The sequence below is a fragment of the Vibrio sp. Vb2131 genome, from assembly GCF_033338535.1.
Taxonomy (GTDB): domain Bacteria; phylum Pseudomonadota; class Gammaproteobacteria; order Enterobacterales; family Vibrionaceae; genus Vibrio; species Vibrio alginolyticus.
Genome location: NZ_JAWOSW010000004.1, coordinates 169544 through 194649, shown reverse-complemented (window position 1 = coordinate 194649; position 25106 = coordinate 169544). Strand labels below are relative to the sequence as shown.

General features: G+C 45.5%; 22 protein-coding genes. 7 read left to right on the top strand and 15 right to left on the bottom strand.

From position 1 onward, the window contains the following. The first annotated feature begins 132 nt into the window (after positions 1-132). Positions 133-891 carry a uroporphyrinogen-III C-methyltransferase gene (gene cobA / locus R7E38_RS06725; protein WP_033907035.1) on the top strand — a complete coding sequence of 253 codons (759 nt, stop codon included), beginning with the start codon at positions 133-135 and terminating at the stop codon, positions 889-891. Between the two features lie 16 nt (positions 892-907). Here cobA and R7E38_RS06720 read toward each other — a convergent pair whose 3' ends face one another. After that, positions 908-1348 carry a DUF4174 domain-containing protein gene (locus R7E38_RS06720; RefSeq protein ID WP_005376058.1) on the bottom strand — a complete coding sequence of 147 codons (441 nt, stop codon included), beginning with the start codon at positions 1346-1348 and terminating at the stop codon, positions 908-910. 119 nt (positions 1349-1467) lie between these two features. Between R7E38_RS06720 and R7E38_RS06715 the strand changes: the two genes are divergently transcribed. Beyond that, positions 1468-1956 (top strand): NYN domain-containing protein, encoded by a 489-nt coding sequence (locus R7E38_RS06715; RefSeq protein WP_005387978.1) that lies wholly within the window; start codon positions 1468-1470, stop codon positions 1954-1956. A gap of 88 nt (positions 1957-2044) precedes the next feature. Here R7E38_RS06715 and R7E38_RS06710 read toward each other — a convergent pair whose 3' ends face one another. Beyond that, a complete protein-coding gene (locus R7E38_RS06710) occupies positions 2045-3376 on the bottom strand; it encodes an anaerobic C4-dicarboxylate transporter (RefSeq protein WP_033907036.1) in 1332 nt (443 codons plus the stop codon). A gap of 419 nt (positions 3377-3795) precedes the next feature. On the opposite strand from R7E38_RS06710, the gene R7E38_RS06705 reads away from it, so the two are divergent. Together R7E38_RS06705 and R7E38_RS06700 are read left to right on the top strand one after the other, a co-directional pair. After that, a complete protein-coding gene (locus R7E38_RS06705; RefSeq protein ID WP_017820185.1) occupies positions 3796-4533 on the top strand; it encodes a siderophore ferric iron reductase in 738 nt (245 codons plus the stop codon). An 89-nt stretch (positions 4534-4622) separates the two neighbouring features. After that, on the top strand, positions 4623-6794 hold the full coding sequence (locus R7E38_RS06700; RefSeq protein WP_047101053.1) for a TonB-dependent receptor: 2172 nt from the start codon (positions 4623-4625) through the stop codon (positions 6792-6794). Between the two features lie 49 nt (positions 6795-6843). On the opposite strand, the gene R7E38_RS06695 is transcribed toward R7E38_RS06700, so the two are convergent. Next, entirely contained in the window at positions 6844-7035 is a 192-nt protein-coding gene (locus R7E38_RS06695) for a DUF2986 domain-containing protein (RefSeq protein ID WP_005376066.1), read from the bottom strand. Between the two features lie 136 nt (positions 7036-7171). Between R7E38_RS06695 and R7E38_RS06690 the strand changes: the two genes are divergently transcribed. Both R7E38_RS06690 and R7E38_RS06685 read left to right on the top strand, forming a co-directional pair. Next, the gene (locus R7E38_RS06690) at positions 7172-7681 is read left to right on the top strand and encodes a GNAT family N-acetyltransferase (protein ID WP_047101056.1); all 510 of its coding nucleotides are present in this window, start codon (positions 7172-7174) and stop codon (positions 7679-7681) included. A 14-nt stretch (positions 7682-7695) separates the two neighbouring features. Continuing rightward, positions 7696-8085: a nitrous oxide-stimulated promoter family protein gene (locus R7E38_RS06685; RefSeq protein WP_025767744.1), complete on the top strand. Its 390-nt coding sequence runs from the start codon at positions 7696-7698 to the stop codon at positions 8083-8085. 49 nt (positions 8086-8134) lie between these two features. Here R7E38_RS06685 and R7E38_RS06680 read toward each other — a convergent pair whose 3' ends face one another. Both R7E38_RS06680 and trxC read right to left on the bottom strand, forming a co-directional pair. Next, positions 8135-9295: an MFS transporter gene (locus R7E38_RS06680; RefSeq protein WP_047101058.1), complete on the bottom strand. Its 1161-nt coding sequence runs from the start codon at positions 9293-9295 to the stop codon at positions 8135-8137. A 176-nt stretch (positions 9296-9471) separates the two neighbouring features. Then, positions 9472-9906, bottom strand: coding sequence for a thioredoxin TrxC (gene trxC / locus R7E38_RS06675; protein WP_005387991.1), 435 nt, complete (start codon positions 9904-9906; stop codon positions 9472-9474). Between the two features lie 162 nt (positions 9907-10068). On the opposite strand from trxC, the gene R7E38_RS06670 reads away from it, so the two are divergent. Continuing rightward, the gene (locus R7E38_RS06670; RefSeq protein ID WP_226083028.1) at positions 10069-11163 is read left to right on the top strand and encodes a ketoacyl-ACP synthase III; all 1095 of its coding nucleotides are present in this window, start codon (positions 10069-10071) and stop codon (positions 11161-11163) included. Positions 11164-11249: 86 nt separating this feature from the next. Here R7E38_RS06670 and R7E38_RS06665 read toward each other — a convergent pair whose 3' ends face one another. The 10 genes from R7E38_RS06665 to R7E38_RS06620 form a co-directional block, all read right to left on the bottom strand. Continuing rightward, positions 11250-12575: a DUF1501 domain-containing protein gene (locus R7E38_RS06665; RefSeq protein WP_226083026.1), complete on the bottom strand. Its 1326-nt coding sequence runs from the start codon at positions 12573-12575 to the stop codon at positions 11250-11252. A 9-nt stretch (positions 12576-12584) separates the two neighbouring features. Then, a complete protein-coding gene (locus R7E38_RS06660; RefSeq protein WP_226083024.1) occupies positions 12585-14153 on the bottom strand; it encodes a DUF1800 family protein in 1569 nt (522 codons plus the stop codon). Between the two features lie 407 nt (positions 14154-14560). Further along, positions 14561-15823, bottom strand: coding sequence for a hydroxymethylglutaryl-CoA reductase (locus R7E38_RS06655; RefSeq protein WP_226083021.1), 1263 nt, complete (start codon positions 15821-15823; stop codon positions 14561-14563). A 351-nt stretch (positions 15824-16174) separates the two neighbouring features. Beyond that, positions 16175-17392 (bottom strand): mannose-6-phosphate isomerase, class I, encoded by a 1218-nt coding sequence (gene manA, locus R7E38_RS06650; RefSeq protein WP_213987613.1) that lies wholly within the window; start codon positions 17390-17392, stop codon positions 16175-16177. Between the two features lie 124 nt (positions 17393-17516). Next, positions 17517-18857: an MFS transporter gene (locus R7E38_RS06645; RefSeq protein ID WP_226083019.1), complete on the bottom strand. Its 1341-nt coding sequence runs from the start codon at positions 18855-18857 to the stop codon at positions 17517-17519. A 6-nt stretch (positions 18858-18863) separates the two neighbouring features. Further along, a complete protein-coding gene (gene uhpB / locus R7E38_RS06640; protein ID WP_213987615.1) occupies positions 18864-20366 on the bottom strand; it encodes a signal transduction histidine-protein kinase/phosphatase UhpB in 1503 nt (500 codons plus the stop codon). Continuing rightward, on the bottom strand, positions 20366-20974 hold the full coding sequence (gene uhpA / locus R7E38_RS06635; RefSeq protein ID WP_005376090.1) for a transcriptional regulator UhpA: 609 nt from the start codon (positions 20972-20974) through the stop codon (positions 20366-20368). The genes uhpB and uhpA overlap by 1 nt, the downstream gene beginning before the upstream one ends. Positions 20975-21112: 138 nt before the next feature. Then, complete coding sequence (uhpT, locus tag R7E38_RS06630) at positions 21113-22507, bottom strand: hexose-6-phosphate:phosphate antiporter (protein WP_226083017.1); 1395 nt, start codon at positions 22505-22507, stop codon at positions 21113-21115. A gap of 406 nt (positions 22508-22913) precedes the next feature. Further along, entirely contained in the window at positions 22914-23744 is an 831-nt protein-coding gene (fdhD, locus tag R7E38_RS06625; protein ID WP_042520949.1) for a formate dehydrogenase accessory sulfurtransferase FdhD, read from the bottom strand. Between the two features lie 53 nt (positions 23745-23797). Beyond that, positions 23798-24682, bottom strand: coding sequence for a LysR family transcriptional regulator (locus R7E38_RS06620; protein ID WP_042520947.1), 885 nt, complete (start codon positions 24680-24682; stop codon positions 23798-23800). Between the last annotated feature and the right edge of the window lie 424 nt (positions 24683-25106).

Sequence of the window (25106 nt, the reverse complement as noted above, 5' to 3'; positions counted from 1 at the left end):
CAACTCATTTAACTTTCGATAAGTATTGTATTGATTTAACTATAAAAAGTAATAACTCCTTGGGGTGATTTTAACCTTGAGTTAATGACTTGAGTGTTACTTTTTATGTCCAAATTTTCGATAGGCGTTGATATGACAACTGTTAACTCATCTTTAAACAGCGGCTTTGTTTCTCTTGTTGGTGCAGGTCCAGGTGATCCTGATTTGCTCACAGTAAAAGGCTTAAAAGCCATTCAAGCGGCTGAAGTTGTGGTGTACGACCGATTAGTGTCGAAAGACATTCTTGAATTGGCTCACGCATCAGCAGAGATGATTTACGTAGGAAAAAAATTGGACTTTCACTGTGTGCCTCAAGATCAAATCAACCAAATCTTGGTGCAAAAAGCACAAGAAGGTAAACGCGTTGTGCGCCTAAAAGGTGGGGACTCATTTATCTTTGGCCGTGGTGGTGAGGAGCTAGAAGAACTAGCGGAATTTGGTATTAAATACGAAGTGGTTCCGGGGATCACAGCAGCAGCGGGTGCAACGGCTTACGCTGGTATTCCATTAACACACCGCGACCATGCGCAAAGCGTTCAATTCATCACTGGTCACGTACAAAAAGATGGTCGTGAGATTGAATGGCATTCTCTAGCACAATCCAACAACACACTTGTTTTCTACATGGGTTTGAAGCAAAGCGGCCATATTATGGATAAGCTGATCACTCATGGGTTAGATCCTGAGATGTCATGCGCCATTATTGAAAACGGTACGCGCCCAGAGCAGCGCGTGTTCCAAGGAAAGTTGAACGAGCTATCGATCATGGCAGAGCAAGCCGTGAGCCCAGCATTGATTGTGGTTGGCAGCGTGACTCAGTTGCACAACAAATTGGATTGGTTCGCAAAGTAATACTGCCCAGAAGTGACTATATTTTACAGGGACTTTGCTGCCTCTGCATTTCTTGCTTACGCATTGGCATTTGATCAATCAAGTTGTTGATAAATGGCCAATCCGTTTCTGCGCCCCAGCGGTGCTTTTCTAGACCATCTTTACCAAGCAAAATAGCGGTATGAGAACCTTTTTCGACCTCATAAAGACGAGCTAGCATTTTTAAGTCGAACTCTTCTTTAAGCCAAGCAGGAAAGGTATAACCTTGTTCTGTAATGACCAGTGTGACGACATCTCTGTCTTCCAACTCACACTCATTCATAAGTGTTTCTAGCAAGAATTGTTTTACGTATTCATCATTTTCTGGCGCAAAGTAGAGCACACTTCTATGTGGCCAGTATTTGGAGTGCGCTGGATAACCAAATGCTGTCGATGACAAGATACAAGAAAGCAGTATCACTAGTAACTTTCCGCCCATGACAGTTCCCCTAGAAACCCAAATAACTTTTTATACGTTAAGTTTAGTGGAATTGGCTCATTGTGCTTTTTCCAAAACTGGCATAGGGTAGGCAGCAAATAAATTGAGCGTAGAAATAGATGAGTTCGGAAAGCAAACAAAAAATCGCCATTTTGGTTGATGTACAGAATGTGTATTACACCTGTCGCGAAGCGTATCGAAGCAATTTTGATTACAACCAGTTTTGGTATGTCGCCACACAAGGGAAAGAGGTGGTAAGTGCTCGTGCTTATGCCATCGCGAGTAACGATCCAAAACAACGTCAGTTTCATCACATTTTACGCGGTGTTGGATTTGAGGTGATGCTTAAACCCTACATCCAGCGTCGTGATGGCAGCTCGAAAGGCGATTGGGATGTGGGTATTACTCTCGATGCAATTGAAATTGCTCCCGAAGTTGAGGAAGTGATTCTAGTTTCGGGAGATGGAGACTTTAGTCTGCTAGTAGAGAGAATTCAGCAGCGCTTCAATAAAACGGTGACCGTTTATGGTGTACCTAAACTTACATCTCAAACTCTGATTGATTGTGCCGACAATTTTGTCGCGATTGATGACGATTTCTTGCTGTAGTTAAATAGTGTAATAAAGAAAGGCGAGTCACTCAGGCTGTACGAAAACGTACAATGACTCGCCTCTAATTTATCGTTGATTTGGCTAGTTACGAAGGAATGATCATTTGCCCTAGCAAGTAACCCAAGCAACACGCACCAATCACGCCGATTAAGCCCACAGACATGAATGAGTGGTTGAAGTACCACTTACCAATCTTAGTTGTGCCCGAGGTATCGAAGTTCACAGTCGCGATATCTGAAGGGTAGTTGGGAATAAAGAAGTAGCCGTATACCGCTGGCATCAAGCCGATAAGCAGCGCAGGTTCCAAACCTAAGCCGAGACCAACAGGCAGCATCATGCGAGCCGTTGCAGCTTGAGAGTTCACCACAACCGACACAATGAATAACGCAAGCGCGAATGTCCAAGGGTAGTTGGTTACCATCTCTACGATGCCAGATTTAAATTGAGGCATAGCGTACTGGAAGTAGGTATCTGACATCCATGCAATACCGAAGATAGCAATCGCCGCCACCATACCTGACTTAAACACCACGCCATTTGGTACGTCACGCGGGTCAGTTTTGGTCGCAAGCAAAATGATACCGCCGAAGCAGAGCATCATCATTTGAATCACAACGGCCATGCTGATTGGCTTCGCGCCATCTACGATGGTACGAATGTCTGGCCACATCGCGATAACGACGATCACCAAGATCGATGCAATGAACAGCAATACAGAGTTACGAGCACTTGTTGGTAGTACTTCATCAAGAGACGTTGCAGTTGTGTTGAGGATTTTTTCTCTCCACACAGGATCTTTCAAACGCTCTTGGTATTCTTCATCGTCGTCTAGTTCTTTACCACGCTTTAGGCTGTAAAGTGACATCAACAACGTACCGAATAAGGTTGCAGGTACAGTAACGAGCAGAATTGAGAGCAGAGTGATCTCGTGTTGAATATCAGAGAGTTGCGCCAAGTAGTAAACTACGGCCGCTGAAATTGGTGATGCCGTGATTGCGATTTGAGAGGCGACAGAAGCGGCAGCCATAGGACGCTCAGGACGAATGCCGTTTTTAAGTGCAACGTCGCCAATGATTGGCATGATAGAGTAAACCGCGTGACCTGTACCAAGTAGGAAGGTCATAAAGTAAGTCACGAACGGAGCAATAAGGGTGACGCGTTTTGGGTTCTTACGAAGCACACGCTCGGCAACTTGCAGCATGTATTTCAAACCGCCAGCGGCTTCAAGAATGGAAGCACATGTTACCACCGCTAAAATGATCAACATAACGGTGACAGGAGGAGAGGTTGGCGGCATCTTAAAGATGAAGACTTCAATCACCAAGCCAATTCCGGATACGACCCCAAGGCCTATACCACCATAACGTGAGCCGATATACAGCATCACGAGCAAAAATAGAAACTCAAGATACAACATGTGGATTTCCTTATTCAAAACAGAGGGCTACATAGCCAAATTACCTCTTTGTATTGTCTCGATATTCAGAAAGAAAATACTTCATGTTGTTCACAATCCGCTAGATAAGAAACAGCAATATTCAATTATTGGCAATAACTCACGCTACACAGGGGAACTGTTAACACAGTTTTATCAGGGTGTTTTTATGCTGTGTATTTTTGCGATCATGTGAGCGTTAAATGCGAAGAGGTTTAAGAGTTTGTTGCTATTCATCGCATACGTAACCAGACCTTACAGTTTCACAGAACGCGTAAATACAGTCATAACTAACCCTAAGAGTGCTTCTTTGTTATGAAAACGCAAAGGATAATAGTTTGCATTGCGATTGGTGCTTGGGTATAAAGGTGTCAGAATGACTACACCAACAATAAGCCATCATGTCTGAGCAATTTTTCCCGCAACTGTTTCAAACTTCGAGTGAGATTACACCTTATCTACACGGTGATATCGGCGAGATAGGGCAAGAAGCTATCCATATCGAGAATGATATCAACCCGATCATCCAAGGCCTTTACCAGCAAATCTCGGAGGCTCATCCGGAAGCGGGAAAAGCATATTGGTTGACAAGAACGTGGGATTTACTTTGTTGGCAGCCAGTTTATGTCGCATTCATCTCTATTTACGGTTACCACACGTTGCCAAACATTCGCGAGATAGCGCAGCACCTCAAACCTTGTTTTGTTTCTGGGTACCGATTCGCCGACGAAGCGCATATACATGGCGAGCCAGAAGCGTTGATAAAAGAGGCGGGGCGTCAAATCCGAGAACTGTTCGACTTCTATCAACAAGAGATGAGTCAATGGACACGCATTCGTCCTGGCTTCACCCATCAATTGATGTCGGACGGAATCATGGCTTGTTTAATTCGTCTCCAACAGCGCTTTCCGCAAATGACTAACTCGACACTTCAGGAGCATGCGGTCTTGTGGCTAAGCGCAATGGGTTTGGATGTTGATAATAGCCGCTCACTTCATGAGACGGGATCTGATCAGCCGCTAAAGTTAGTAAGAAAAAGTTGTTGTTTAGTCTATAAGTGTGAAGGCAGAAAGCTTTGTGCAGATTGTCCTCGTTTAGAGGAAAATCGACAGCTTATGAGCAAGAAGGTTCTTAATTAACATTTATTTAACTTGTGTAACAGTGCTCGATTTGAGAGTGAGAATAAGTATCATTGCATGCTCTTGTTGACAACAAAAAGATAAATACAATGATGAAAAGGACGTTTTCTTTCAATCTCATCGTACTTGCGATGAGCAGTGGATACGCAGTTAGCTCAATAGCAGCAGAAGATCTTCAACAAACATCGACTCCGAGCGATGAGCAATTGGTTGTTGTAGGCAGTGTGATGCCGAAATCGATCTCCGATATTCCAGGAACGGTTTGGTTTGTTGGCCAAGAAGAGATTGCTCAGCAATATCGTGCGGGCAAGACACTGGGTGATATTCTTTCTGCAACCATCCCTTCTTTAGACGTCGGCACCGGTGGTCGAACTAATTATGGTCAGAACCTTCGCGGTAGAGCAATGTTGGTAATGATTGATGGTGTCTCGTTACAGTCTTCTCGCCCGATTAGTCGTCAGTTAGACGCAATAGACCCATTCAACATCGAGCGAATTGAAGTACTATCTGGTGCAACCTCCATTTATGGTGCAGGCGCTACTGGTGGTGTTATTAACATTATCACCAAGAAAGCGTACTCGGATGACTTGTCGTTTGAATCCTACGTGAGTGGCACTACAGGCTTTAATAGCAGCGATGACTTTGATTACAAACTCGCTCAGTCTATCTCGGGTGGTAATGAGCGAATTACCGCTAGAGGTTCGGTTGTGTACACCGAGACACAAGGTGCATTTGACGCAAATGGCGACATTGTCACCCCAGACATTTCACAGGGCTCCTTGCAGTATAATTCAACGCTCGATGTTATGGGATCGACCGAGATTCAAATCTCCGATGCCAGCAAGTTAAACCTTGTCGCACAATACTATGACAGCCAGCAAGATTCGCCATACGGTTTGTACATTGTTAACAATAAATTTGTTGATGTACGAGAGGGGTTCGATTCCGACCGTGAACATGGTACAGAGCGAGTTCTCTTAAGTGCGAACTACGCTCACGACAGCGTATTCGGTCATCAACTGATAGGCGAGTTATCTTACCGTAGTGAAGACCAAACCTTTACTCCTTATTACCAAAGTGCCTCTCAACAAAAAACAGAAGTTTTTGCTGGGCGCTTAGCGTTAGCTAAAAGCTGGGAGTCATTCAAACTTGTTTATGGTGTCGATGCGTACTTAGACCGTTTTGAAAGTAACCAGGCTCTGTTCGATCCAACCATTGCGAACAGCTCTGGGAACTTAATTAATCGAACCTATGCCGAAGTGGGGCGTTACCCAGATGTTGATGTGGCGTCTTACGCAATATTTGTCCAAGGGGATTACCAAATCAATCAAGATTGGTCAGTACAAGCAGGCTACCGCTACCAATACATGGACAATAAGATTGATGATTTTGTTGCCTATAGTATACAAAAGAAGATCGCATCGGGTAATGGTGTATCAGCGGATGCGGTACCAGGTGGCAGCACTGACTACTCTGTGAGCTTATTTAATTTGGGCACTATTTATCAGCTTAACGATGAATCTCAGCTTTGGGCGAACTTCTCTCAAGGTTTCGAACTCGCTGATCCTGCAAAGTACTACGGCCAAGGTAGCTACGATGCCGCGGATGCAAATGGTCACTACGCGTTGAACAATAGCATTAATGTATCTGACTCAAAAATGTCGGGCATCAAAACGGACAGCTATGAAATTGGTTACCGATTAGATACGGATACTGTCGCACTGCAAGCGGCGGGTTACTACTCGGTGTCGGATAACTCAATCAAGTATGACAAGAAGACGCTCCTAATCACCAATGTTGATGACGAGCAACGTGTATACGGTGCCGAAGCAAACATTAACTACTGGGTAAACCGTGATATTTTGTTAGGTGCATCAGGTCACTATGTGGTTTCTGAGCTGAAAACCAACGGTAAGTGGGAAGATCTAAGTGCGGGTAAAGCAAGTACATCAAAAGCGAACGCGTGGGCGGCTTACTATCAGGATGGCTATTCACTACGTCTACAAAGCCAGACGATGTTTGATTACGAAGATGACGCAAACAACAAACTAGATGGATACACTACGTTTGATCTTCTTGGTAACGTAACACTACCTATCGGGCAGTTAGGTTTTGGTATTCAAAACCTATTTGACGAAGACTACACAACCGCTTGGGGACAACGTGCGCAGATTCTTTATGCAGCACACTACGATGCAGCAGCGTACGACTACAAAGGAAGAGGTCGCACATTCACACTGAACTACAGTGTTGAATACTAAAGCTAACTCGCTCCAAATATCAAAAAAGCCGCTTGAAGCGGCTTTTCTTTTAGGCTTGATCTGTCTGCGCTGTGTCTACAACGTTTTCCGTGTGTTCTGAAGCTTGGTTTTGTTCTTCAGCTTCCATTTTCGCGCGTTCAGCTTTGGAGATATAACGCGGCTTATTGCTCTTATGTAGCTTAGCGTTATGCTTCTTCTGCTTCGCTTTCAAGATCTGATTGATTTTTTTCTTGCGGTTCATGGTGGTGGTCCTTTAATTTAGCGAGGCAGGATAGTTACTTTTTTATCAAGTTACAACTAAATAAGCGCCGGTATCGGTCGCAAAATTCAAGTACGTTCCTATGTCCAATCATCTATCGCGTTTTAATGGAGCCCAAATGAAAACACTGTACACCGAACGTTTGATACTGCGTCTTGTGAGTGTAAATGATGCACCATTTATACTAGAACTTTATAACCACCCAGACTTCTACCGTTTTGTCGGAGACAAACAAATTCGTACCGAATATGAAGCGGCGCGTTACATAAAAGAAAACATGCTACGCATGCAAAAAATTAGAGGCGTGAGTTTACTCGTTGTAGAGAAGAAAGAAGATGGACAACCCATCGGGATTTGTGGGTTGGTTAAACGTGACACATTACAACACTATGATCTCGGATATGGATTTTTACCTTCCGCTTATGGCTTCGGCTACGGAACGGAGTCTGCAACCGCAGTGCTGGAATACGCTAGAGAGGAAATGAAACTCGATAATTTGGTTGCCATCACCAACAATGACAATATTCGTAGTATAAGTTTGCTCAAAAAACTGGGCTTTGAGTTTGAACGAGTTGAGCAGCAATATGATAATGGCCGCACGTTAGAACTTTACACAATGATGTTGTGATTTTTGGATAGCGCATGAGCGATATTTTACTTGGCAAACTCGCCACTGAATTTAAGACAGTAAAAGCCATGGTAGAGGTTTACTGTCATGACCATCATGGAACAAAACGTGACTTATGCTCAGAATGTCATGAGCTGCTTGAATACGCAGAAGTGCGCCTCGACCGCTGTCCTTATGGAGAGAATAAACCGACGTGTAATAAATGTCCGATTCACTGCTACAAACCAGAGCCGAAAGAACAAATGCGTTTGGTCATGCGTTACTCTGGCCCCAGAATGTTACTGAAACATCCCATCTTGGCGGTTCGTCATTTGCTTCATGAAAAGCGAATGGTACCGGAAAAGCCTGCAGCGAACGCGTCAAACCGTCACAAGCGTTTATCTAAACAAAAATGCGAAGAATAAAAAAACGAGGGCGACATGCCCTCGTTTTCGTTGAGTAGAAGCGGCGTGGTTAGAGGCCAGCGGCCATACGCTGCTTGGTTTTGCTCGCAGCAAGTAGCATGTATACGCCAGTCGCAACCAAAGCGGCAAACACGTAGCCTAGCAAGCCGTGTTCTTGGCCCATAAATTTATCAGCGACAACAGGACCAGCAACAGAGCCGATGCTGTAGCTAAACAGCATGACTTGTGTCGCAGAGACAATAAAGCGTTCATCAAGTCCTTCGCAACCTAAGTTGATTGCAATCGGGTACAAGGCAAAAGTAGCTGCACCTAAAAAGAATAATGCAGCAGCCAATACCACGGCTGACGAGGAAATAAACGTCATACCGATCGAAAAAATACCCAAAATACAGAAAAACGCCATTAGCACTGTGCGGCTCATGTATTTGTTTAACGCGGTCACCATTGGTTGAACTAGCATGCCACCTAGAATCACTAGCGCCATCAATGTACCAATGTCTTGATGGCTAATTTTACGGTTAGTTAACTCAACTGGCATTAATCCGTAGATCGCGCCTAAGGTCAAACCTGAAACAACACAACCAATAATTGCTGCATGGTTTAGTTTGGCAATTTGCTTAAATGATAAAGCGGTTGATTCATGGCTGTTTGGCTGCTCACACTCAATGAACATTAGCACCAGCATCGCCATTAAGATCAACGTCGTGATCGCAATAAACGGAACGCCGCCACTTACGCCAAGCACGCCAATACCAAACTGGCCTAATGCTGAACCACCATAAAGCGATAGCATGTACAAGCTCAAACGTCTCGCACGCGATGCTTCGTCTCCAGACATTAGCCAAGATTCAACAATGACAAAAACACCAGCAACCGCGATACCCGCAATAAAGCGAGCGGCAAGCCACATCAATCCGTTAGCAAACACGGGTAGTGTGACGATAGTTAGCGAAAATACGGCCAAGCAACCAATAAACGCGTTACGGTGACCAACTTGACGTACGATACGTTCAATAAAAATAGCACCGGTTAATAAGCCGCCATAAAACACACTCGCCAACCAACTCGCGTAATCTGCTGAGATGTTGTATTCACCGAGCATGAGAGGGATCAAGCTCATTAAATAGCCCGAAGCCACCGCATAAAGAGACAGTGCGACGACTGGAACTGTAACTCGTGGTGATGCTGCAGGAACGACTGTGTTTTCCACTGTTTTGCGCCTATAAGTTAAATGAAATCTAAGGGTTATTCGGCGCGAATATGAGGCTAATAGTTAGGCAAGTAAAATGATAAATTTAAGTCGTTTCGATAAATAATATTTGTTAACTAGATAGGTTGATAAGTTGCATAAAAACGCCAACCTACAAACAAGGTTGGCGTGGAAGATTATTTAGTAAGTGCTTGATTTAACCATTGATCGAATTGAGTTTTAGGTAACGCACCATTGATCATATCAACGCGTTGACCATTCTTGAAAACCATAATGGTAGGAATACTGCGAATACCAAATTGCGTCGCAAGTTGTTGTTGAGCTTCGGTATCAATCTTAACAAAACGAGCCGTTCCGGCTTGCTCATGAGCAACATCAGAGAAAACAGGAGCAAAGCCAACGCACGGGTTGCACCATGGGGCCCAAAAATCTACTACAACAGGCATATCACTTTGTAATAGAGCAGAAAAGTTATCTTGTGTACCTTCGATAGGCGAGCCGTCTAAAAGTGCACTTTTACATTTACCGCAAGTTGCAGATTCGGCAACGCGCTCATTAGGGACACGATTTAGACCGCCGCACGAAGGGCAGCGAGTTTTAAACGATGACATGACTTCTTCCTTTATTACGTATTGATGAAAACATGACTTACCAGTCAGCCTCATTATTTGTATACTTATTTTTTAACCTGCCGAAATAACGCAGCGCAGGTTTGTATTTGAGCCTAAGGTTCTAAGAAATTTTATTAAAATACAACAATAAATAGGTCTGCGATGACAAATTACTACGCTGAAATTACAGGTTGGGGGAAATGTGTTCCGCCAGCCGTGCTCTCTAACGATGATCTTAGCACTTTCCTCGATACTTCCGATGAGTGGATTCGTACCCGCACTGGTATCGAAAACCGCCGTATTAGTCATGTAAACACGTCAGACATGGCGACCGTTGCTGCTAAACATGCATTAGCTCGAGCAGGCGTCGATGCAACAGACGTGGATTTAATCATTGTGGCGACTTGTTCACCAGATTCATTGATTCCAAATATCGCGTCTAAGGTACAGCAGAACCTAGGTATTCGTGCAGCCGCTGCCTTTGACTTAAATGCCGCATGTACGGGATTTGTCTATGGCCTAGAAACGGGCACACGTTTGATTCAATCAGGTAACTATCGTAACGCGATCATTATTGGTGCGGAAAGATTGTCTTTCTACATCGATTGGGCAATGCGAGATACCGCTGTTCTATTTGGTGATGGTGCGGGCGCCGTTGTGTTATCAAGAACGGAAAAAGAAACGGGTTTACTACAGTCTCAAATCGGTTGTGACGCAAAAGGCCGCGATATTCTGTCCGTACCAAAGTTTGGTACTTGTATGGATCGCTTTGCGGAAGACAACGGTTACTGGGATTTCAACTTTGTAGGACAAGAAATTTTCAAACGTGCAGTAAAAGGCATGGGGCTAGCTGCGAAAACCGTACTGAAAGCATCACAGTTAACGACGGAACAAATCGATGTTGTGATTCCGCATCAAGCGAATATTCGTATTATTCAAACCTTGTGTGACCTGTCTGGAATTCCACACGACAAAGCGTTTGTTAACATTCAAAACTATGGCAATACTTCAGCTGCGACCGTGCCAATTGCATTGTGTGAAGCGGTAGAGCAAGGTCGAGTTAACCCAGGTGATAATATGCTTCTTGCTGCGTTTGGTGCAGGTTTGACATGGGGTGCGGCAGTATTGAAATGGGGTGACAGCGTAACGCCAGTTTCTGAAAGTGATGCGGTTCTGCCTGAATGTGAGCAATCCGCGTTAGAATTACTTGAGCGTGCCATTAAGCTGTGTAATGAACGCCGTCGCGACGAGGTGTAACGGACACTCTGCAAACATAAGATGAGTAAGGGAGCGCGAGGCTCCCTTATTTGATGATGCGTTCTACAGCTAACCTGTAAAATATCTTAAGCCATAAAACCCAGGTTTGAATGAGTAAAATTACGGATGTTCGGGAAGACGTATTCCAGTGCAGCGTTATCACTCACGCCCATCCACTGTGCTAGTGTTGAACCAACTTGATCAGCGGCAATTTTGGGTATGAGTCGGCCTTGAGAGTAATCATCGTTTCCGCCCAGTATTAGTTCCGGCCATGTACCGATAGGTTGTTTCCCATTTACCGCGCCTCCAATTAATAGTTGATGGCCACCCCAGCCATGATCAGTACCATTTCCGTTGCTCATCATCCGTCGACCGAAGTCAGACATAGTGAAAGAGGTGACTTGCTTGTTTAGCCCTAACCGTTCGACCGCACGATACATTGCCAAAAGGTTTGTCGCGAGATCCTCAAGTAACACTGGATGACGTGCCAGTTGCGAATCGTGTAGGTCATACCCAGAGTGTTTAACGAAAAAGACTTGTCGTTGCTGCTTCAGGACATCTTGGCTTGCTATCAATTTGTACACGGTTTGCATCTGCTTGCCGAGCGTCGATGACGTAAACAGCGGCTCGTCAGCAATGTGGTTGAGTTGCTCGCTCAGTACACTGCTCATTACCATCGACTCATCAACCATCAAATTAAAATGACCATTAAATGGATTGTCAGTTTGATGAGAGAGAAGGCGATCATAGATCCCCTTGTATAGCGGGTTATCAATCGCGGTAAGCTGAACTGCGCGATCTTTTTTCAGGACGGTTTGGCGGTGTTCCATTGCCCGTAACCAAAGCGAGTTGCCATGCACACTGTATAGCGGTGTTATTTCTGATTCAGAGTTTAATACATCCAACATTCTGCCAGCCCAACCAAGATTTTTAGACTCGCTCATTCCACCAAGTAACCAAGCGTCTGTTTGAGAATTATGAGAAAACAGTTGCTCGGGAAGTGATGCTTCACCTTGCTCAATAGCTTGTTTGGTGACGGGATGGTTGAGAATGCCACTATTGAGCACGATGCTGGCATCGCCTTGTTCGAAAACGGAAGTTAACGCATTTAACTTTGGGTGTAAGCCGAGCTTAACTGGGTGATTTGAGCTATCGACAGCACTCAAATTGATAGGGAGTATGTCTTCTTTGGCGACAGAGAGTGGCCCTCTGACTGTGGAATATTGATGATAGTGCGCCTCCGATAATGGCAGTATGGTGTTGAATGCATCGTTTCCGCCAGCTAAATACACACATATTAATGCTCGAAAGTCATTGGATGGCGCTGCGAGAGAGTAACCTGGCAGACTAAGAGAGGCTAGTGCGCCCATCGATAGCGTGCTTTGTATAAAATGTCGTCGTGAAATATCCATAATTCACTCCTAATCCTGAATATAGAATTCGTCGCCAGAAATGGCGGTAAATATCACTAGAGCGAGTTTTGTTGTTGGCACATAGTCACCACGATAATCATTCAGGGCGGTGAGCATGAGCTCTTTCAATTCAGCAGAAGCCGTTCCAGCAAAGAAACGCTCGTTAACCAATTCGACTAAGGCACGGTGATCGTCCAGAAGAAGATAAAACTCGTTAAGATCGAAGTGGTAGGAATCACCACCTCCTCTACGAGTGCTGGTTAACATATAGTTGACCAAATCGGTATAAACAGACCAATTGAGAAGTTCATACTCTGGAGAGTTAATACCAGACTCCGTAAACTCGTTAGACGGCTGATAGTCTGGAGAGTAAAAATTAAACACGGAAGGAGAACGAAGCGGCCCTTGATTAGCGATGTTCATCATCGTTGTTGCGTCTTCGTAACGTGATCCTTTAACCGTAAAACCTGATGCTCGATGAAAATTAGTCAGGACCAGTATCGGTTCTTTCACTTTTATAGGCGGGGTATCCGTCATCCCTAATGCTTCAGGGTCGAGCAATATGGCTCGAACAACGGCGGTTAGATCGCCTTTTTCTCCTTCCCCATTGTTGTTAAATATCGTAGCAACACGCGCGACGTACTCTGGGCTTGGATTTGAACTGACCAAACGTTGGATAAGTAACTTTGAAACAAATGGAGCAACATTTGGGTGAGACATCAACATATCAATCACTTTTGAAAGCTCTTCTTGTGCGGTTAGACCCGATGGGATCACGTTCCCTAGAAATCGCTTCTCGCCGGTGTCGTGTCTTTGACTGATAACTCGCATCGGTTTCACGAATGCGATGTCGGAATTTTTCCATCCAGTTAATGCTCGCGCGAGCTCTTGAATATCAGTTTGATTGTACGTGGGGATAGGTTTGCCTGTTGCGTGGTTTAGCTTTTTACTGCCATCTAAATTGAGTTCATACAAACCGATAGTGAATAACTGCATTAACTCTCGAGCAAAGTTCTCATCGGGAAGCGTTCCTGTCCCACTATTTTCTTTTGCACTACCGAGCATAGACAAATAGCTCCCCATGACTGGATGGACGGAAACGTCATACAACAGGTCTCGGTAGTTGCCAAACGCATGCTCAACCAACAGATCGTAGTAATTCACTAACCCTGTAGGTTTGCTGGAAAGAACGCCGCCATAACGAGAAACGACTACGATCTGACTCAATGCATAAGCCGTTCGCTGTCTGAGCTGATCTTCAGCAGTAACAACAATCTGATACCAAGCATTTTCTCGGTTTGACTGTAGGCCTTTAGAAAAAGGCGTTTGATAAAGTGGTTGATGGTAGGTTGCTGGCAGGTTGATTTGTTTCTGTATCCAATCCTCTAACCCGTTTTCCCTAACCTCATTAATTAACGCAGGTGTTGGTCCAAAAGAGGTTTGATAGAGAAAACGCGCAACGGTTTGATCGGATGGGGATTGCTGTATTTGTGCTGATACATTAGACACATGGCTCAGCAATAAGATAGCCAATCCTAGTACCCAAGCAGAGATTTTATTTAGCTTCTGACGTCTCATAGTTAACTCGCTTACCCGAAGTAACGATTTAAGTCCATTTAACGGGAGTTATTAAGCTCTTTTGAGCTGTTTAGTAAATTTATGAAAATCAAGCAGCTGCATAGGCGAGTATAGTAGCTATAAGTGGTGAACAAAAAACTCAAACGTTCAATTTGGTACTATAGTGCTAGAAGTTTTTGATGCTATTTTTTCTAAGATACTGATATTAAATATGGCCAGTGAAGAGTAATAAGCAGAGATATCGCAATAGATATAGAAGGGGGACAGCTAAAGTACTGTTAACAAGAGATTGGTATGTTTGTTAAGGCTTAAGTTAGTTTCAAGAAATTATTGAGCCAATAAATAAAGTCCATTGGTTTGCACAAGAGAAAACCACACGGATGTTCTCTTGTACAAAGCAACAAAGGTTATTTTCGGGCAAGCTTATGGTGAGCACGAGAAAAGTGATCGGCACAAAATGCGCCCACGATCGAGAGTTCGCCAGCCAGACAAAGCGCAGCTGCGACTTCGGCTAACGCTTTCGCATTGCCGTTGCCGTGCAAACCCAAAATATCCAAACATGCTTTTTGCGTTGGAAGGCCAGTACCACCACCAACCGTCCCCACCATGATGTTTGGCAAGGTCACGCACGCGTACAAGTTGCCTTGAGCGTCCACATCCATACGAGTGATTCCAATGGCAGACTCTGCAACGCAAGCGGCATCTTGACCACAAGCAATGTACAGCGCGGCAAGGGCGTTTGCGTAATGCGCGTTGACGCCAATTGTCCCGCTGAGTAAACCGCCCACTGTGGTCATTTTGCCAAATTGAACCATAGACTCCGGCGTCGTATGCAGATATTTTTCCACCAACTCAGCAGGAATGGTCACTTCGGCGGATACTTTCTTACCGCGTACCGAGCGCAGTGTGTGCGCGTTTGGTTTTTTGTCGCCTGATAAGTTGCCATCCAAGAATGCTTGAGTTGGTTTGATTGGGCTGGTCGCCAAAATATGATGGAACACTTCGTTTGTTGCGATGGTCACCATGTTTTGTCCGGAAGCGTCACCAGTCACGTATTCAAAGACCAAATAAACATGGTTTCCTTCGATATTTACATTGATGTCTTTGAGTTTGCCATGTGAGGTGGTGGATTCCGCAATTTGACGAAATACGTCAAACTGGGTCACAACCCAACTGACGAACTGGCCGGCGTCAGCAAGGTGATTAAAGGCGAATACTGGTGTTCGGCTCACCCCTTCACTTAGTAACAATGCGCTCGCGCCACCAGCGGCGGTGATAAGATTTGCGCCACGGTTGTAGGAAGCGACTAACGCGGCTTCTGTCGTTGCGAGCGGAACCAAAAAGTCATCGTTCGCATACAAGCCGTTGATGCGCAAAGGGCCTGCAATGCCGACCGGCACATTAACAGTACCAATGAAGTGCTCGATGTTGTTGGAGTAAGCATCGCAATGTGACTGCGTGAAAGGATCAAGGAGATGATCTTTATTGGTCACGTGTTCCAATACTTGCCAACGGCGCGCCAAATGCTTATCCGACAGGCCAGGGCTTAAGCAGAGACGTTTCTCTGGCTTGTGAAACTTCGGTTCTAATGCCGATTGAATCTTACTGCTGGTTTCGATATCGGAAAGGGCGGAGCTTTGAACAGGGTTATCTTGGTTTAACTTCGGCATACAAACGTTAACTGAAAAATCGAACCAGAGATTGTAGTGATTGAGGCTTTGATTACAACGTTGATTATACGTTTTGCAACAAATACCACTGTGCAAGCGCCTTTATTATCCAAGTGATTTGATATTGGAGCGACGAATTTATCGGACATAAATGGGTTTTGACAATGAATGTTGAGTAAATGGTAGATCCGGGAGGTTATGGCTTTTAGAGAAACTGGCCTGTAGGTGTTTGGATTCGACAAGGTGTAAGCATGAGTGCCTTAAGAGCGGAATGGTTCAATCTATGAAAGGAATAAATTGTCTAACCCAGTCCCTTGGGTCAGACGTTAGTTTGAATCGGTTGTTCAAAAACTAGTTGAAGGCGCGAGCCACACGTCCCGCACTTTGAATACGGTAATGGCCAACGTAAGCAGGAACAAATACAGATTGTCCCTTCGCGGCGGTTAACGTCTCACCGTTATCACTGATGAGTGTCAGGTCGGCATCAATCGCTATCAAAATCTCTGCGCTGTTTGCCTCAACCACGTCGTGATTCGGTTGGTTAAGAATGCTGAAACTAAAGTCTTCCACTGGAACGGGGTAAAGGCTTTGGCAACCATTGGCATTGGGTTCTAGAACAAGGCTGTCAAAAGGCTTAGGCACAAAATCTGTGCATTTAACCAGTTCTTCAACATCCATATGTTTCGGCGTGAGTCCTGCACGTAAAACGTTATCTGAGTTCGCCATGATCTCTAATCCCGTACCTTTAATGTAAGCGTGTGGCGTTCTTGCGCTCAGGAACATCGCTTCGCCAGGTTGCAGCGTGATGACATTCAACAGTAATGGCGCAAACAAGCCGACATCGCCGGGGTATTGAGTGGATAGATCCAAGATGAGCTGGAAAACGTCGCTGCCAGTGCCTTGCTCCGATTGACGTGAAGCGTGGGCAAGAAGCTGTTTCAGTGCTCGCTCTTTTGTTTCTCCTTCCATGGTCAGAATGTGCACAAAGAAATCGCGTAAACCTTGTGAGTTGATTTCGCGTTTGAATGCATCTAGCGGTGTGCGTAGCTCATCGATATCGCAAAGGCCAAATGCCTCAATAATCTCGTCATACGAACGAAAACCGTTCATGGCTTGGTAACTTGTCAGCGCGTACACCAACTCAGGTTTATGGTTTGGATCCTTGTAGTTACGATGGCTTGCGTTTAGTGGGATCCCGGCACTTTGTTCTTTTTCGAAGCCTATTTTGGCATCTTGTTTGCTTGGGTGAACTTGAATCGACAGTGCATGTTCGGCCGCTAAGATCTTAAACAGAAAGGGCAGGTCGCCAAATTTCGCTGCGGTTTCTGCTGATAAGTAAGCGGGTTGGTTTTGTTTGATCAGTTCAGACAAAGGCAGCGTGTTTTGCTCAACCTGAACTTCAGAGCAGCCGTTTGGGTGAGTACCCATCCATACTTCTGCTTGAGGCTCATTCGTTTCGTTAGAAAAGCCAAACAAATCGTGAATAGAAGAGGTGCTTCCCCAAGCGTAGTTTTGGATTTTGTTGTTCATTTGAAAGAAGCTATGCGATGAAATAGTGTTCAAATTCATGAATTTTTCCCATAGTTAACCCTCCGAACTGAATCGGAAGAAAAATTGAGCAGAGATACGTTAAATAAGGAGGGCGAGCGCGGTTAGGTCACTCGCCAATTTGCCCGAAGGGCGATAAGTCGATTTACAACCGAGGCTTTGGTTCGAGTGGTTTTCGTGATGGCTGCGCTTGCAAAAATGGCAGCAACAAAAGGCCAATGACGGCTGCACAAACTGAAATGGTGATGAAGAAACCCGTCCAATGATATTCTTCAAGAATTAACGCCAGTGGATAACCTGACAATGCTGCGCCCATGTAGGCGAACAAGCCCACGAATCCTGTTGCCGCGCCGGCAGAGTCTTTGTGAGAGCACTCCGCCGCCGCCATACCGATCAGCATTTGTGGTCCAAAGACAAAGAAGCCGATGGAGAACAATCCCGCTGCTTGGAATGCAAAGTTGGTCAGAGGCATTAGCCAAAGCGCGGAGACAGATAAGAAAATCCCAATCGCGAACAGCAAGTTCATTGGTCCACGGTTACCGCCAAAGAGTTTGTCTGAGCCCCAGCCCGCAACCAATGAACCAACAAAACCGCCGATTTCAAACATAGACAGAGCAGCGTTGGCATTAATCAGGCTATAGTGATGCTGCTCGGTCAAGTACAGGTTTCCCCAGTCATTGATTGCGGTTCGGACGATGTAAACCAACACATAACTGAACGCGAGCAGCCAGATGTATTTGTTGTTAAATACGTACGATTTCAGAATTTCTCGGTAGGTGAGGCCACGTCCGTAATTTTCCTGCGCAAGTTCTAGTGCGTCGTTGCGCCATTGGCCGACACTTGGTAAACCCATTGTTGTGGGTTTGTCGCGCAATCGCCAACAAACGAATAGACCGAGTAATACGGCGATGATGCCGGGTAGAATAAAGCCTTCACGCCAGCTGTAGTGCAACGTTAAATAGCCCACCAAAATAGGGATCAGCGCGCCACCAACGTTGTGTGCGGTGTTCCAAATGGCCCATAAGAAGCCACGCTCGGAACGTGAATACCAAGTCGTTAACAGCTTGGAGCATGAAGGCCAGCCCCAGCCTTGGAACCACGCGTTTAAGATCCACAGAGTAATGAAAGCCGCGAGTGAGCTAGAAAGGCCGAACGCGATATTGACCAGACCTGTCGCAATCAATCCTAATCCCATGAAATAACGAGGGTTAGAGCGGTCCGAAATCGTGCCAGAAATAAACTTCGAGCAGCCGTAGGTGATGTAGAAAAGTGTACCGATAAGACCTAAATCGCCTTTATCTAAGCCAAGGTCGGTGATCATCGCTGGTGCTGCGTAGTTAAAGGTCTTACGGGTAAAGTAGAAACCTGCGTAGCCGATGTACATCCCCAACATAATGTGCAAACGCCAATAGCGGTAACGCTGGTCGATTTGCTCGTTGCTCAGGCTCGGTTGAGTAAATTTAGGTGAACGTAAAAATCCAAACATCTTGAGTTACACCTTAGGTAAAGTAATGCTGATTTGTGTGCCGATCACTTGATCGCTGGTGGAGTAGATAACCATTTTTCCACCTAACGCGTGCACACGCTCTTGCATGCCGCGAACGCCCATGCCTTTCATGCTGTCCTGAACTTTGAAACCGACACCATCATCGTGAATCATTAGTGACACCGCCGCTTCTCCGATCGTCAGTTCAATAGTGATCAACTGCGCTTCTGCATATTTGGCGGCGTTATTCAATGACTCTTGGCATAAACGGAATAGGGTGACTTTGAGCGTGTCACTCAAGTTGGTGTAATCGCCTTGCCAGTTCAGTTGAACAGTCGTTCCGTGATTGGCAAATTCCATCTCTCGCGTCAGTTGCTCGACGGATTCTTTCAAGTCCAAATCATCCAGCATTTTTGGTCTTAGCTTGCTTAACAGTCGCTTAGTGGTGTCGTACACGTTGAGGGAAAGCCCTTCGATCATGTCCGCGCAACCAACGCTTGTTTCTGTGTTATTTACCCGCTTAATGATGTTGGCTTGTGTGCGGATCGCCGTGATGTTCTGTCCAATTTCGTCATGTAGCTCGCGCGCAATATCGCGTCTTACCGATTCTTCCGCTTTGATAAGCTGGCGAGACAAATTCTGATTGCGTGCAAGTTCGCCGCGCAGTTTGTGATTGAGGTCTTTTTGTTTCTGAACCCCTAAGCCGAGCATAATGCCGGTGATGGTTTGCGCCGAGAGAGATAATAACAAATCGGTGATTTCTAGATTTGATACGCCGCTGCGAGCCGCAATCAGCGCAATGCTGTTGAGCATGGTGGCGAGTAGAGCACCTTGCCAGCCGTAACGCAGAGCAAGCACGATGATTGGAATCGCCATACAAAACGGCGCAAATCGTTTTAACTCTTCAGGCAAACTCGTTTGCACTAGAATGCTGCCGATAAGAAGTACGGCATAAAACACAATGTGGCGAATGCTGAACACCACAGTGTTGTTCAAAAGATGCGACGTCAGAGGCGACCATCGGCTTTGAAATAGGTAGTTCCACAGTAGGTAGCACATAGGAACCAGCATCAGCCCACCAGAAATACTGGCTAACCACACCATGTAAACAGAAGGCACGTGAAAGCCGACCGCCATTACGTTGATGAAGGCGGTAATGATGATCACAACGCCCATGACGGCTAAGTGGCGGTTTTGGTCACCGTAGTAGTATTTTTTCGCAATCAGTGTGACAGGGATGCTGGCAACACTGGCGATCAGCACTGTGAGCCATTGAGGTTGCTCTAATAGGGTCGCAAGTGCAATCGTCAGCGCCCATTCTGATACGTAGATTGTTGGCCAGTACGCGGTGCGAGTGTGCAGCGCAATCCCCAATCGTAAGGCGAATGGGAAAAGCAGAATGGCGAGCTCTGGATCGTTGACAAAGTAGTAGGCGATCACCCACAAACAGAACCAAGCACAGGCCATAACAAACAGACCACAAATCGTTGTGACAGAATAGGCTCGCATTAAAAGGACTCTTGAGAAAATAGTTTGGCGAGCTCAACGTTGTTTTTCACGCCGAGTTTGTCGATGGCATTCGCACGATGCACATGCACGGTCTTGTGGCTCAAGCCAAGCTCTGCCGCGACAGACTTTACATCCAACCCGGTCGCAAGTAGCTGACATACCTCGTTTTCACGTTTTGTCAGTTGGCATAGAGAGGTGGTGTTGTCGCTAGGCGTTGCAAGTTTAAGTGCAATATCTGATGTGAGGTAACAGCCGCCAGAAGCACTGGTTCTCACGGCTTGAATAAGTTCGTCTGGGCTACAGCGTTTACTAAGATAGCCTTTTGCACCTAGCTTTAGTGATTTTTCCACCATCGCAGGGGAGTCATGCACGCTAAGCATCACGCAGGCAATGCCAGTTGGTATTTCGCTAAGAAAGTTTAAGCCGCTTTCATCTGGCATGGAGATATCTAGGATGACGACATGAGGGTGTACCGCAGGCAAGCCTTTTCGCGCTTCGGCGACAGAGCCGAATTCACCAACAACGGTAATATCACTTTCTAAATTTAATAATTGTGCGAAACCTGAACGCACGATGACGTGATCATCAACTAGAGCAACATGAATCATTATTACAACCAAATAGAGTAGACGACTAACAACAATAAGCTCCAACAGGAGCTAATAGAAAAATCTTTAATGATACTGAATTGAGCCATGCTTTTTAATGATCTTGCGCGCTTTACCGAAGTAAAGCGCGCAGAGAAGCTAGGCTTGGTTTTGTGCAAGTTGAAGCTTCTTCGCGTGTCGAATCTTCCTCTCTTCCGCGATAGCGACGAAAGCAAGCAAAACAATACAAATCATGGCGGAGGTATCTAGGGCTGCGAAGGTACCTTTCCAACCTGTTAAGCCGAAGATAGGTGTACCGTCTGCAATCATACCGAGACCAAGTTTCGCGAAGCTGTCACCGATTAGGTAAGCGAATGTACCTTTTACGCCGTCAGCCACACTGATTGCTTTTTTAGGGACAAAACCAACCGCGGCAACACCGATAAGAAGTTGCGGACCAAACACCAAGAAGCCCAATACAAATAGAGCCGCTAAGTACATGAACTCGCTAGTGGCGTGCTGGTAGAACTCAAGCGATACGATGATCAAACCAAGAGATACACAAGCAACCAATGCGCGGCGACCGTTTGCTAAGTCAGATAAGTAACCCCACATCAAAGTACCCACAAGCGCACCGACTTCGAATAGAGTAAAGCCAGAGATTGCCGTTTCTTTTGACAGACCAAGCTCTTGGTACGCGTATACCGTTGACCATTGGTCGATACCGATACGAACGATGTAAAGGAAGATGTTGGCAAAGCAAAGTAGCCAGATAACTTTGTTTTTAAGAACGTATTCAACAAAGATTTCTTTTTTGGTCATCTGGTTTTCTTCAGCGGCGGTGTCTTCTTCACTCACTGCTTCATCGAAAAGTTCTTCTACTTTACCTAGACCGTAAGCTTCTGGAGAGTCGCTACCAAAGCGCATACCGATAAAACCAACGATGATCGCGATGATAGAAGGGAACACGAACATGCCGATTACGTGGCCGTCGAATAGGTAGTTGGCACCGAAAAGAGCAACACCCGCTGCGCCCGCACCACCAACGTTGTGTGACATGTTCCACAAGCCTAGGTAAGAGCCGCGTTTGTTACGAGGTGTCCATTTTGTAATGGTTGAGTAACTAGAGGGGCCACCAGTACTTTGGAAGAAACCACTTAGAGCGTAGAAAGCCACCATCAAGAACAGGCTTGCACTACCGCCGCCCATGCTGAAGCTGAAACCAAGCATTGCAAGACCAGAAAGGATCAGCATAAAAGGGAGGAATTGCTTGGTGTTCTTACCGTCAGCGTAGTAAGACACAACGGTTTTACCGATGCCGTATGTGATGGAGAAGCCAAGGCCAATAAGACCTAGGTCTGTCATGCTCAAACCGTAAGTTGAGATCATGTCGTTTTGCGCGACATTGAAGTTCTTACGAATCAAGTACATGGTTAGGTAGCCGATAAATACGACCAAGTAAGATTGGATGAACGGTTTAAACCACATCTTTCTTCTAACTTCGACAGGAAGATCGAGGGTCGGCTTCCGCACCTGTTCGAGGAATTTTAACATGATGAACTCTCTTGTAATTGTTTTAGAAACACAACGGAGACCGTTATGTGCTCTTGTTACCTTTGACTGAGCGGAATTCTAGAGAGTGGTTTTGTGAGGCACATGAGATGGTTGCCTAGATCGGCTAGGAAAAATTCCTAGAAATGCCTAGGAAGGCGGAAAAGCGTGAAAAGAGTCACACAAAACCCTTACTAATTTATGGTTTTTTGACAGCGTTCTTATCGGATTGGAAAGCGTTCAAATGCAAGCAGGTTAATATACGCAAGCTTAGTGCTGACAAGGGGTGAGCTCGTTTGGTTGGAGAGAATAGTGTCTTGTCGCTAAGTATCAATTGGGAACGAGAAGCAAACAACAGAGACCCAGAGGTCTCTGTTAGAAATATTAGGAATTCGGCTAGGTTGACGTGTTAAGGTGCAGGGCTGTATAGACGCGGCGAGCTGTGTTTTGGCAAGTGAATTAGGTTCAAATGGTTTCTTCTTGCCCATTCGACAGTTAACGCTGTAGGTGCAGATAAGCAAACCAGAGTGGGGATACGCGCGCGAACGGCTTTGTGGATCAACTCTAAGCTGCAACGGCTTGTCATTATTGCGAAGCCACTTTGAGGTTCGATGTGATTGTTGGCCAATGCGCCAATCAACTTATCTAGCGCGTTGTGACGGCCGATGTCCTCTCGGCACAACTTGATGTTGCCTTGTAAATCTGCAAATAAGGCGGCGTGTAACGCGCCAGATTCACGTGCGGCTTCTTGATGCAGTGCGACTTTGTCTCGCAGCCCTTCAAATACATCGGAGCGCGGAGGAAGAGACGGTGTTAGCGGTGCTAAATCAGGCAAAGCTTGTTCCAGAGCCTCGACACCACAAATGCCGCATCCAGTTGTGCCGGCAAGATTCCGGCGTTGTGTTTTTAACGCCCAGAAAGCGCGGTTGCTGATTTCCACTTCCGCATAGTGAGATTCGTGATCGCCACCAACTTCAATGTCTTTGATCTCTTTGAAGTCGTGGACGATGCCTGTGCTTAGGCTAAATCCTTTTACGAAGTCTTCCAGATGGCCTGGCGTCACCATCATGACCGCTTGGCTAATGCCGTTGTAGCTGATAGCTAAGGCGGATTCACTCGCCAGCGACATTTGTTGCACTGGGCGGCCATCAATCAATTCTCGGTAATTGAACGCACTTGGTTGAGGTGGTGCTTGATTGAAATCGGACAGTTCAAAATAAGATTGAGTAGTACATCTCATGAAATCACCTCATAAGCCGTTATGTATGCCAAAAATTGACGTGTGGGTTGTTGTTATCGATTGAATATGTTCTTCGCTTCTGCGAAGCACTGATCGGTTAGCGCGGAGAAGGGTTCTTGTTTTCGCTTTAACAAACCTAGCGGCGCGTGAACGGCGGCTTCTTCGATAGGGATAATGCGAAGCGTATCGTTCAACTCTTCCAATCCACAGTTCAGCGGCATAATGGCGCAACAAAGGCCACTGGTTACTGCTTGGATCAAGTGAAAGGTGGAGTTACTTTCAATGACGGTTTGCGGAACTAGCCCTTTACTCACAAAGCTAAGATCAATTGAGTGGCGATAGTGCATACCCTTCGAAAGCAGCCCTAGCGGAATGTTATTGAGTGACTCCAACAACACTTCAGATTCGGCAAAATCAAAATGACGCTCATCGAATAAAACGCCAAGTTTGGTCGAGTCGAGCTCGATAACATCGAAGTAAGCGGTGTTAACTTGATCGACATAACACATCCCCAAATCTAGTTGATTGCGATTGAGTTGGTCTATGATCTGTTCGGTCGTCATGGAGAGTATTTGAAAGCGTAACTCAGGGAACTGGTGAGCTAATGGTTTGAGAAATTGCATCGGGTTTTGGCTGGCGAGTGGCACCATTCCAAGCCGAAGAGAGCCGACCAACTGACCACGGCAGTTGGCGGCTTCAGCTTGCAATCCATCATGAGCTGCTAAGACGGTTTTTGCCCAAGCTAAAATGCGTTCTCCGGCTTCTGTAAATCCTTCAAATCGTTGACTTCTTTGGATTAATTCGAGATCGAGTTCTTCCTCTAAGCTTCGGATCCTCATGGACAAGGTAGGCTGCGTAATGTGGCACAATGCGGCGGCTTGACCAAAGTGTTTGGTCTGTTCAAGTGCGATGAGATATTTAAGTTGTTTGATATCCATAATGGCTTGTTAACCTTGCGTTGTGAGTCACATGTACGGGGGAACTCCCTAAAAAGGGCACAGCACTACCGTACTTTTTAAGCGCTGGAGCGTTTTAACTAGGGAATGGAAAACCAAAACCAAGTCAAGAATAAAACCACACTCAAAATTGATCTGAATCAAGGCTATTCCTGATATTAATTAGGGTCAAATTTAAAGTATCTATAGTGTGATAGATATTATCTATTATCAAGAGTGCCGATTTTATTGAGTTCGTTAATCGAACTAGGTGGAATCGAATGGGAAAACGATTAACCTCATAAATTGTATTGATTAAAAATGTGATAACCGTCAGTGGAAAAATTCGTCATAGATTTTGTTTATCACTCGGTCAGGATTATCAATTGGACGCATATTGAATATCGACTTAATCTTTGATTTAGAT

Coding starts and splice junctions, on each gene's coding strand:
- cobA (WP_033907035.1), top strand. CDS start 133: ATGACAACTGTTAACTCATCTTTAAACAGCGGCTTTGTTTCTCTTGTT.
- R7E38_RS06720 (WP_005376058.1), bottom strand. CDS start 1,348: ATGGGCGGAAAGTTACTAGTGATACTGCTTTCTTGTATCTTGTCATCG.
- R7E38_RS06715 (WP_005387978.1), top strand. CDS start 1,468: ATGAGTTCGGAAAGCAAACAAAAAATCGCCATTTTGGTTGATGTACAG.
- R7E38_RS06710 (WP_033907036.1), bottom strand. CDS start 3,376: ATGTTGTATCTTGAGTTTCTATTTTTGCTCGTGATGCTGTATATCGGC.
- R7E38_RS06705 (WP_017820185.1), top strand. CDS start 3,796: ATGTCTGAGCAATTTTTCCCGCAACTGTTTCAAACTTCGAGTGAGATT.
- R7E38_RS06700 (WP_047101053.1), top strand. CDS start 4,623: ATGATGAAAAGGACGTTTTCTTTCAATCTCATCGTACTTGCGATGAGC.
- R7E38_RS06695 (WP_005376066.1), bottom strand. CDS start 7,035: ATGAACCGCAAGAAAAAAATCAATCAGATCTTGAAAGCGAAGCAGAAG.
- R7E38_RS06690 (WP_047101056.1), top strand. CDS start 7,172: ATGAAAACACTGTACACCGAACGTTTGATACTGCGTCTTGTGAGTGTA.
- R7E38_RS06685 (WP_025767744.1), top strand. CDS start 7,696: ATGAGCGATATTTTACTTGGCAAACTCGCCACTGAATTTAAGACAGTA.
- trxC (WP_005387991.1), bottom strand. CDS start 9,906: ATGTCATCGTTTAAAACTCGCTGCCCTTCGTGCGGCGGTCTAAATCGT.
- R7E38_RS06670 (WP_226083028.1), top strand. CDS start 10,069: ATGACAAATTACTACGCTGAAATTACAGGTTGGGGGAAATGTGTTCCG.
- R7E38_RS06665 (WP_226083026.1), bottom strand. CDS start 12,575: ATGGATATTTCACGACGACATTTTATACAAAGCACGCTATCGATGGGC.
- R7E38_RS06660 (WP_226083024.1), bottom strand. CDS start 14,153: ATGAGACGTCAGAAGCTAAATAAAATCTCTGCTTGGGTACTAGGATTG.
- R7E38_RS06655 (WP_226083021.1), bottom strand. CDS start 15,823: ATGCCGAAGTTAAACCAAGATAACCCTGTTCAAAGCTCCGCCCTTTCC.
- manA (WP_213987613.1), bottom strand. CDS start 17,392: ATGAATTTGAACACTATTTCATCGCATAGCTTCTTTCAAATGAACAAC.
- R7E38_RS06645 (WP_226083019.1), bottom strand. CDS start 18,857: ATGTTTGGATTTTTACGTTCACCTAAATTTACTCAACCGAGCCTGAGC.
- uhpB (WP_213987615.1), bottom strand. CDS start 20,366: ATGCGAGCCTATTCTGTCACAACGATTTGTGGTCTGTTTGTTATGGCC.
- uhpA (WP_005376090.1), bottom strand. CDS start 20,974: ATGATTCATGTTGCTCTAGTTGATGATCACGTCATCGTGCGTTCAGGT.
- uhpT (WP_226083017.1), bottom strand. CDS start 22,507: ATGTTAAAATTCCTCGAACAGGTGCGGAAGCCGACCCTCGATCTTCCT.
- fdhD (WP_042520949.1), bottom strand. CDS start 23,744: ATGAGATGTACTACTCAATCTTATTTTGAACTGTCCGATTTCAATCAA.
- R7E38_RS06620 (WP_042520947.1), bottom strand. CDS start 24,682: ATGGATATCAAACAACTTAAATATCTCATCGCACTTGAACAGACCAAA.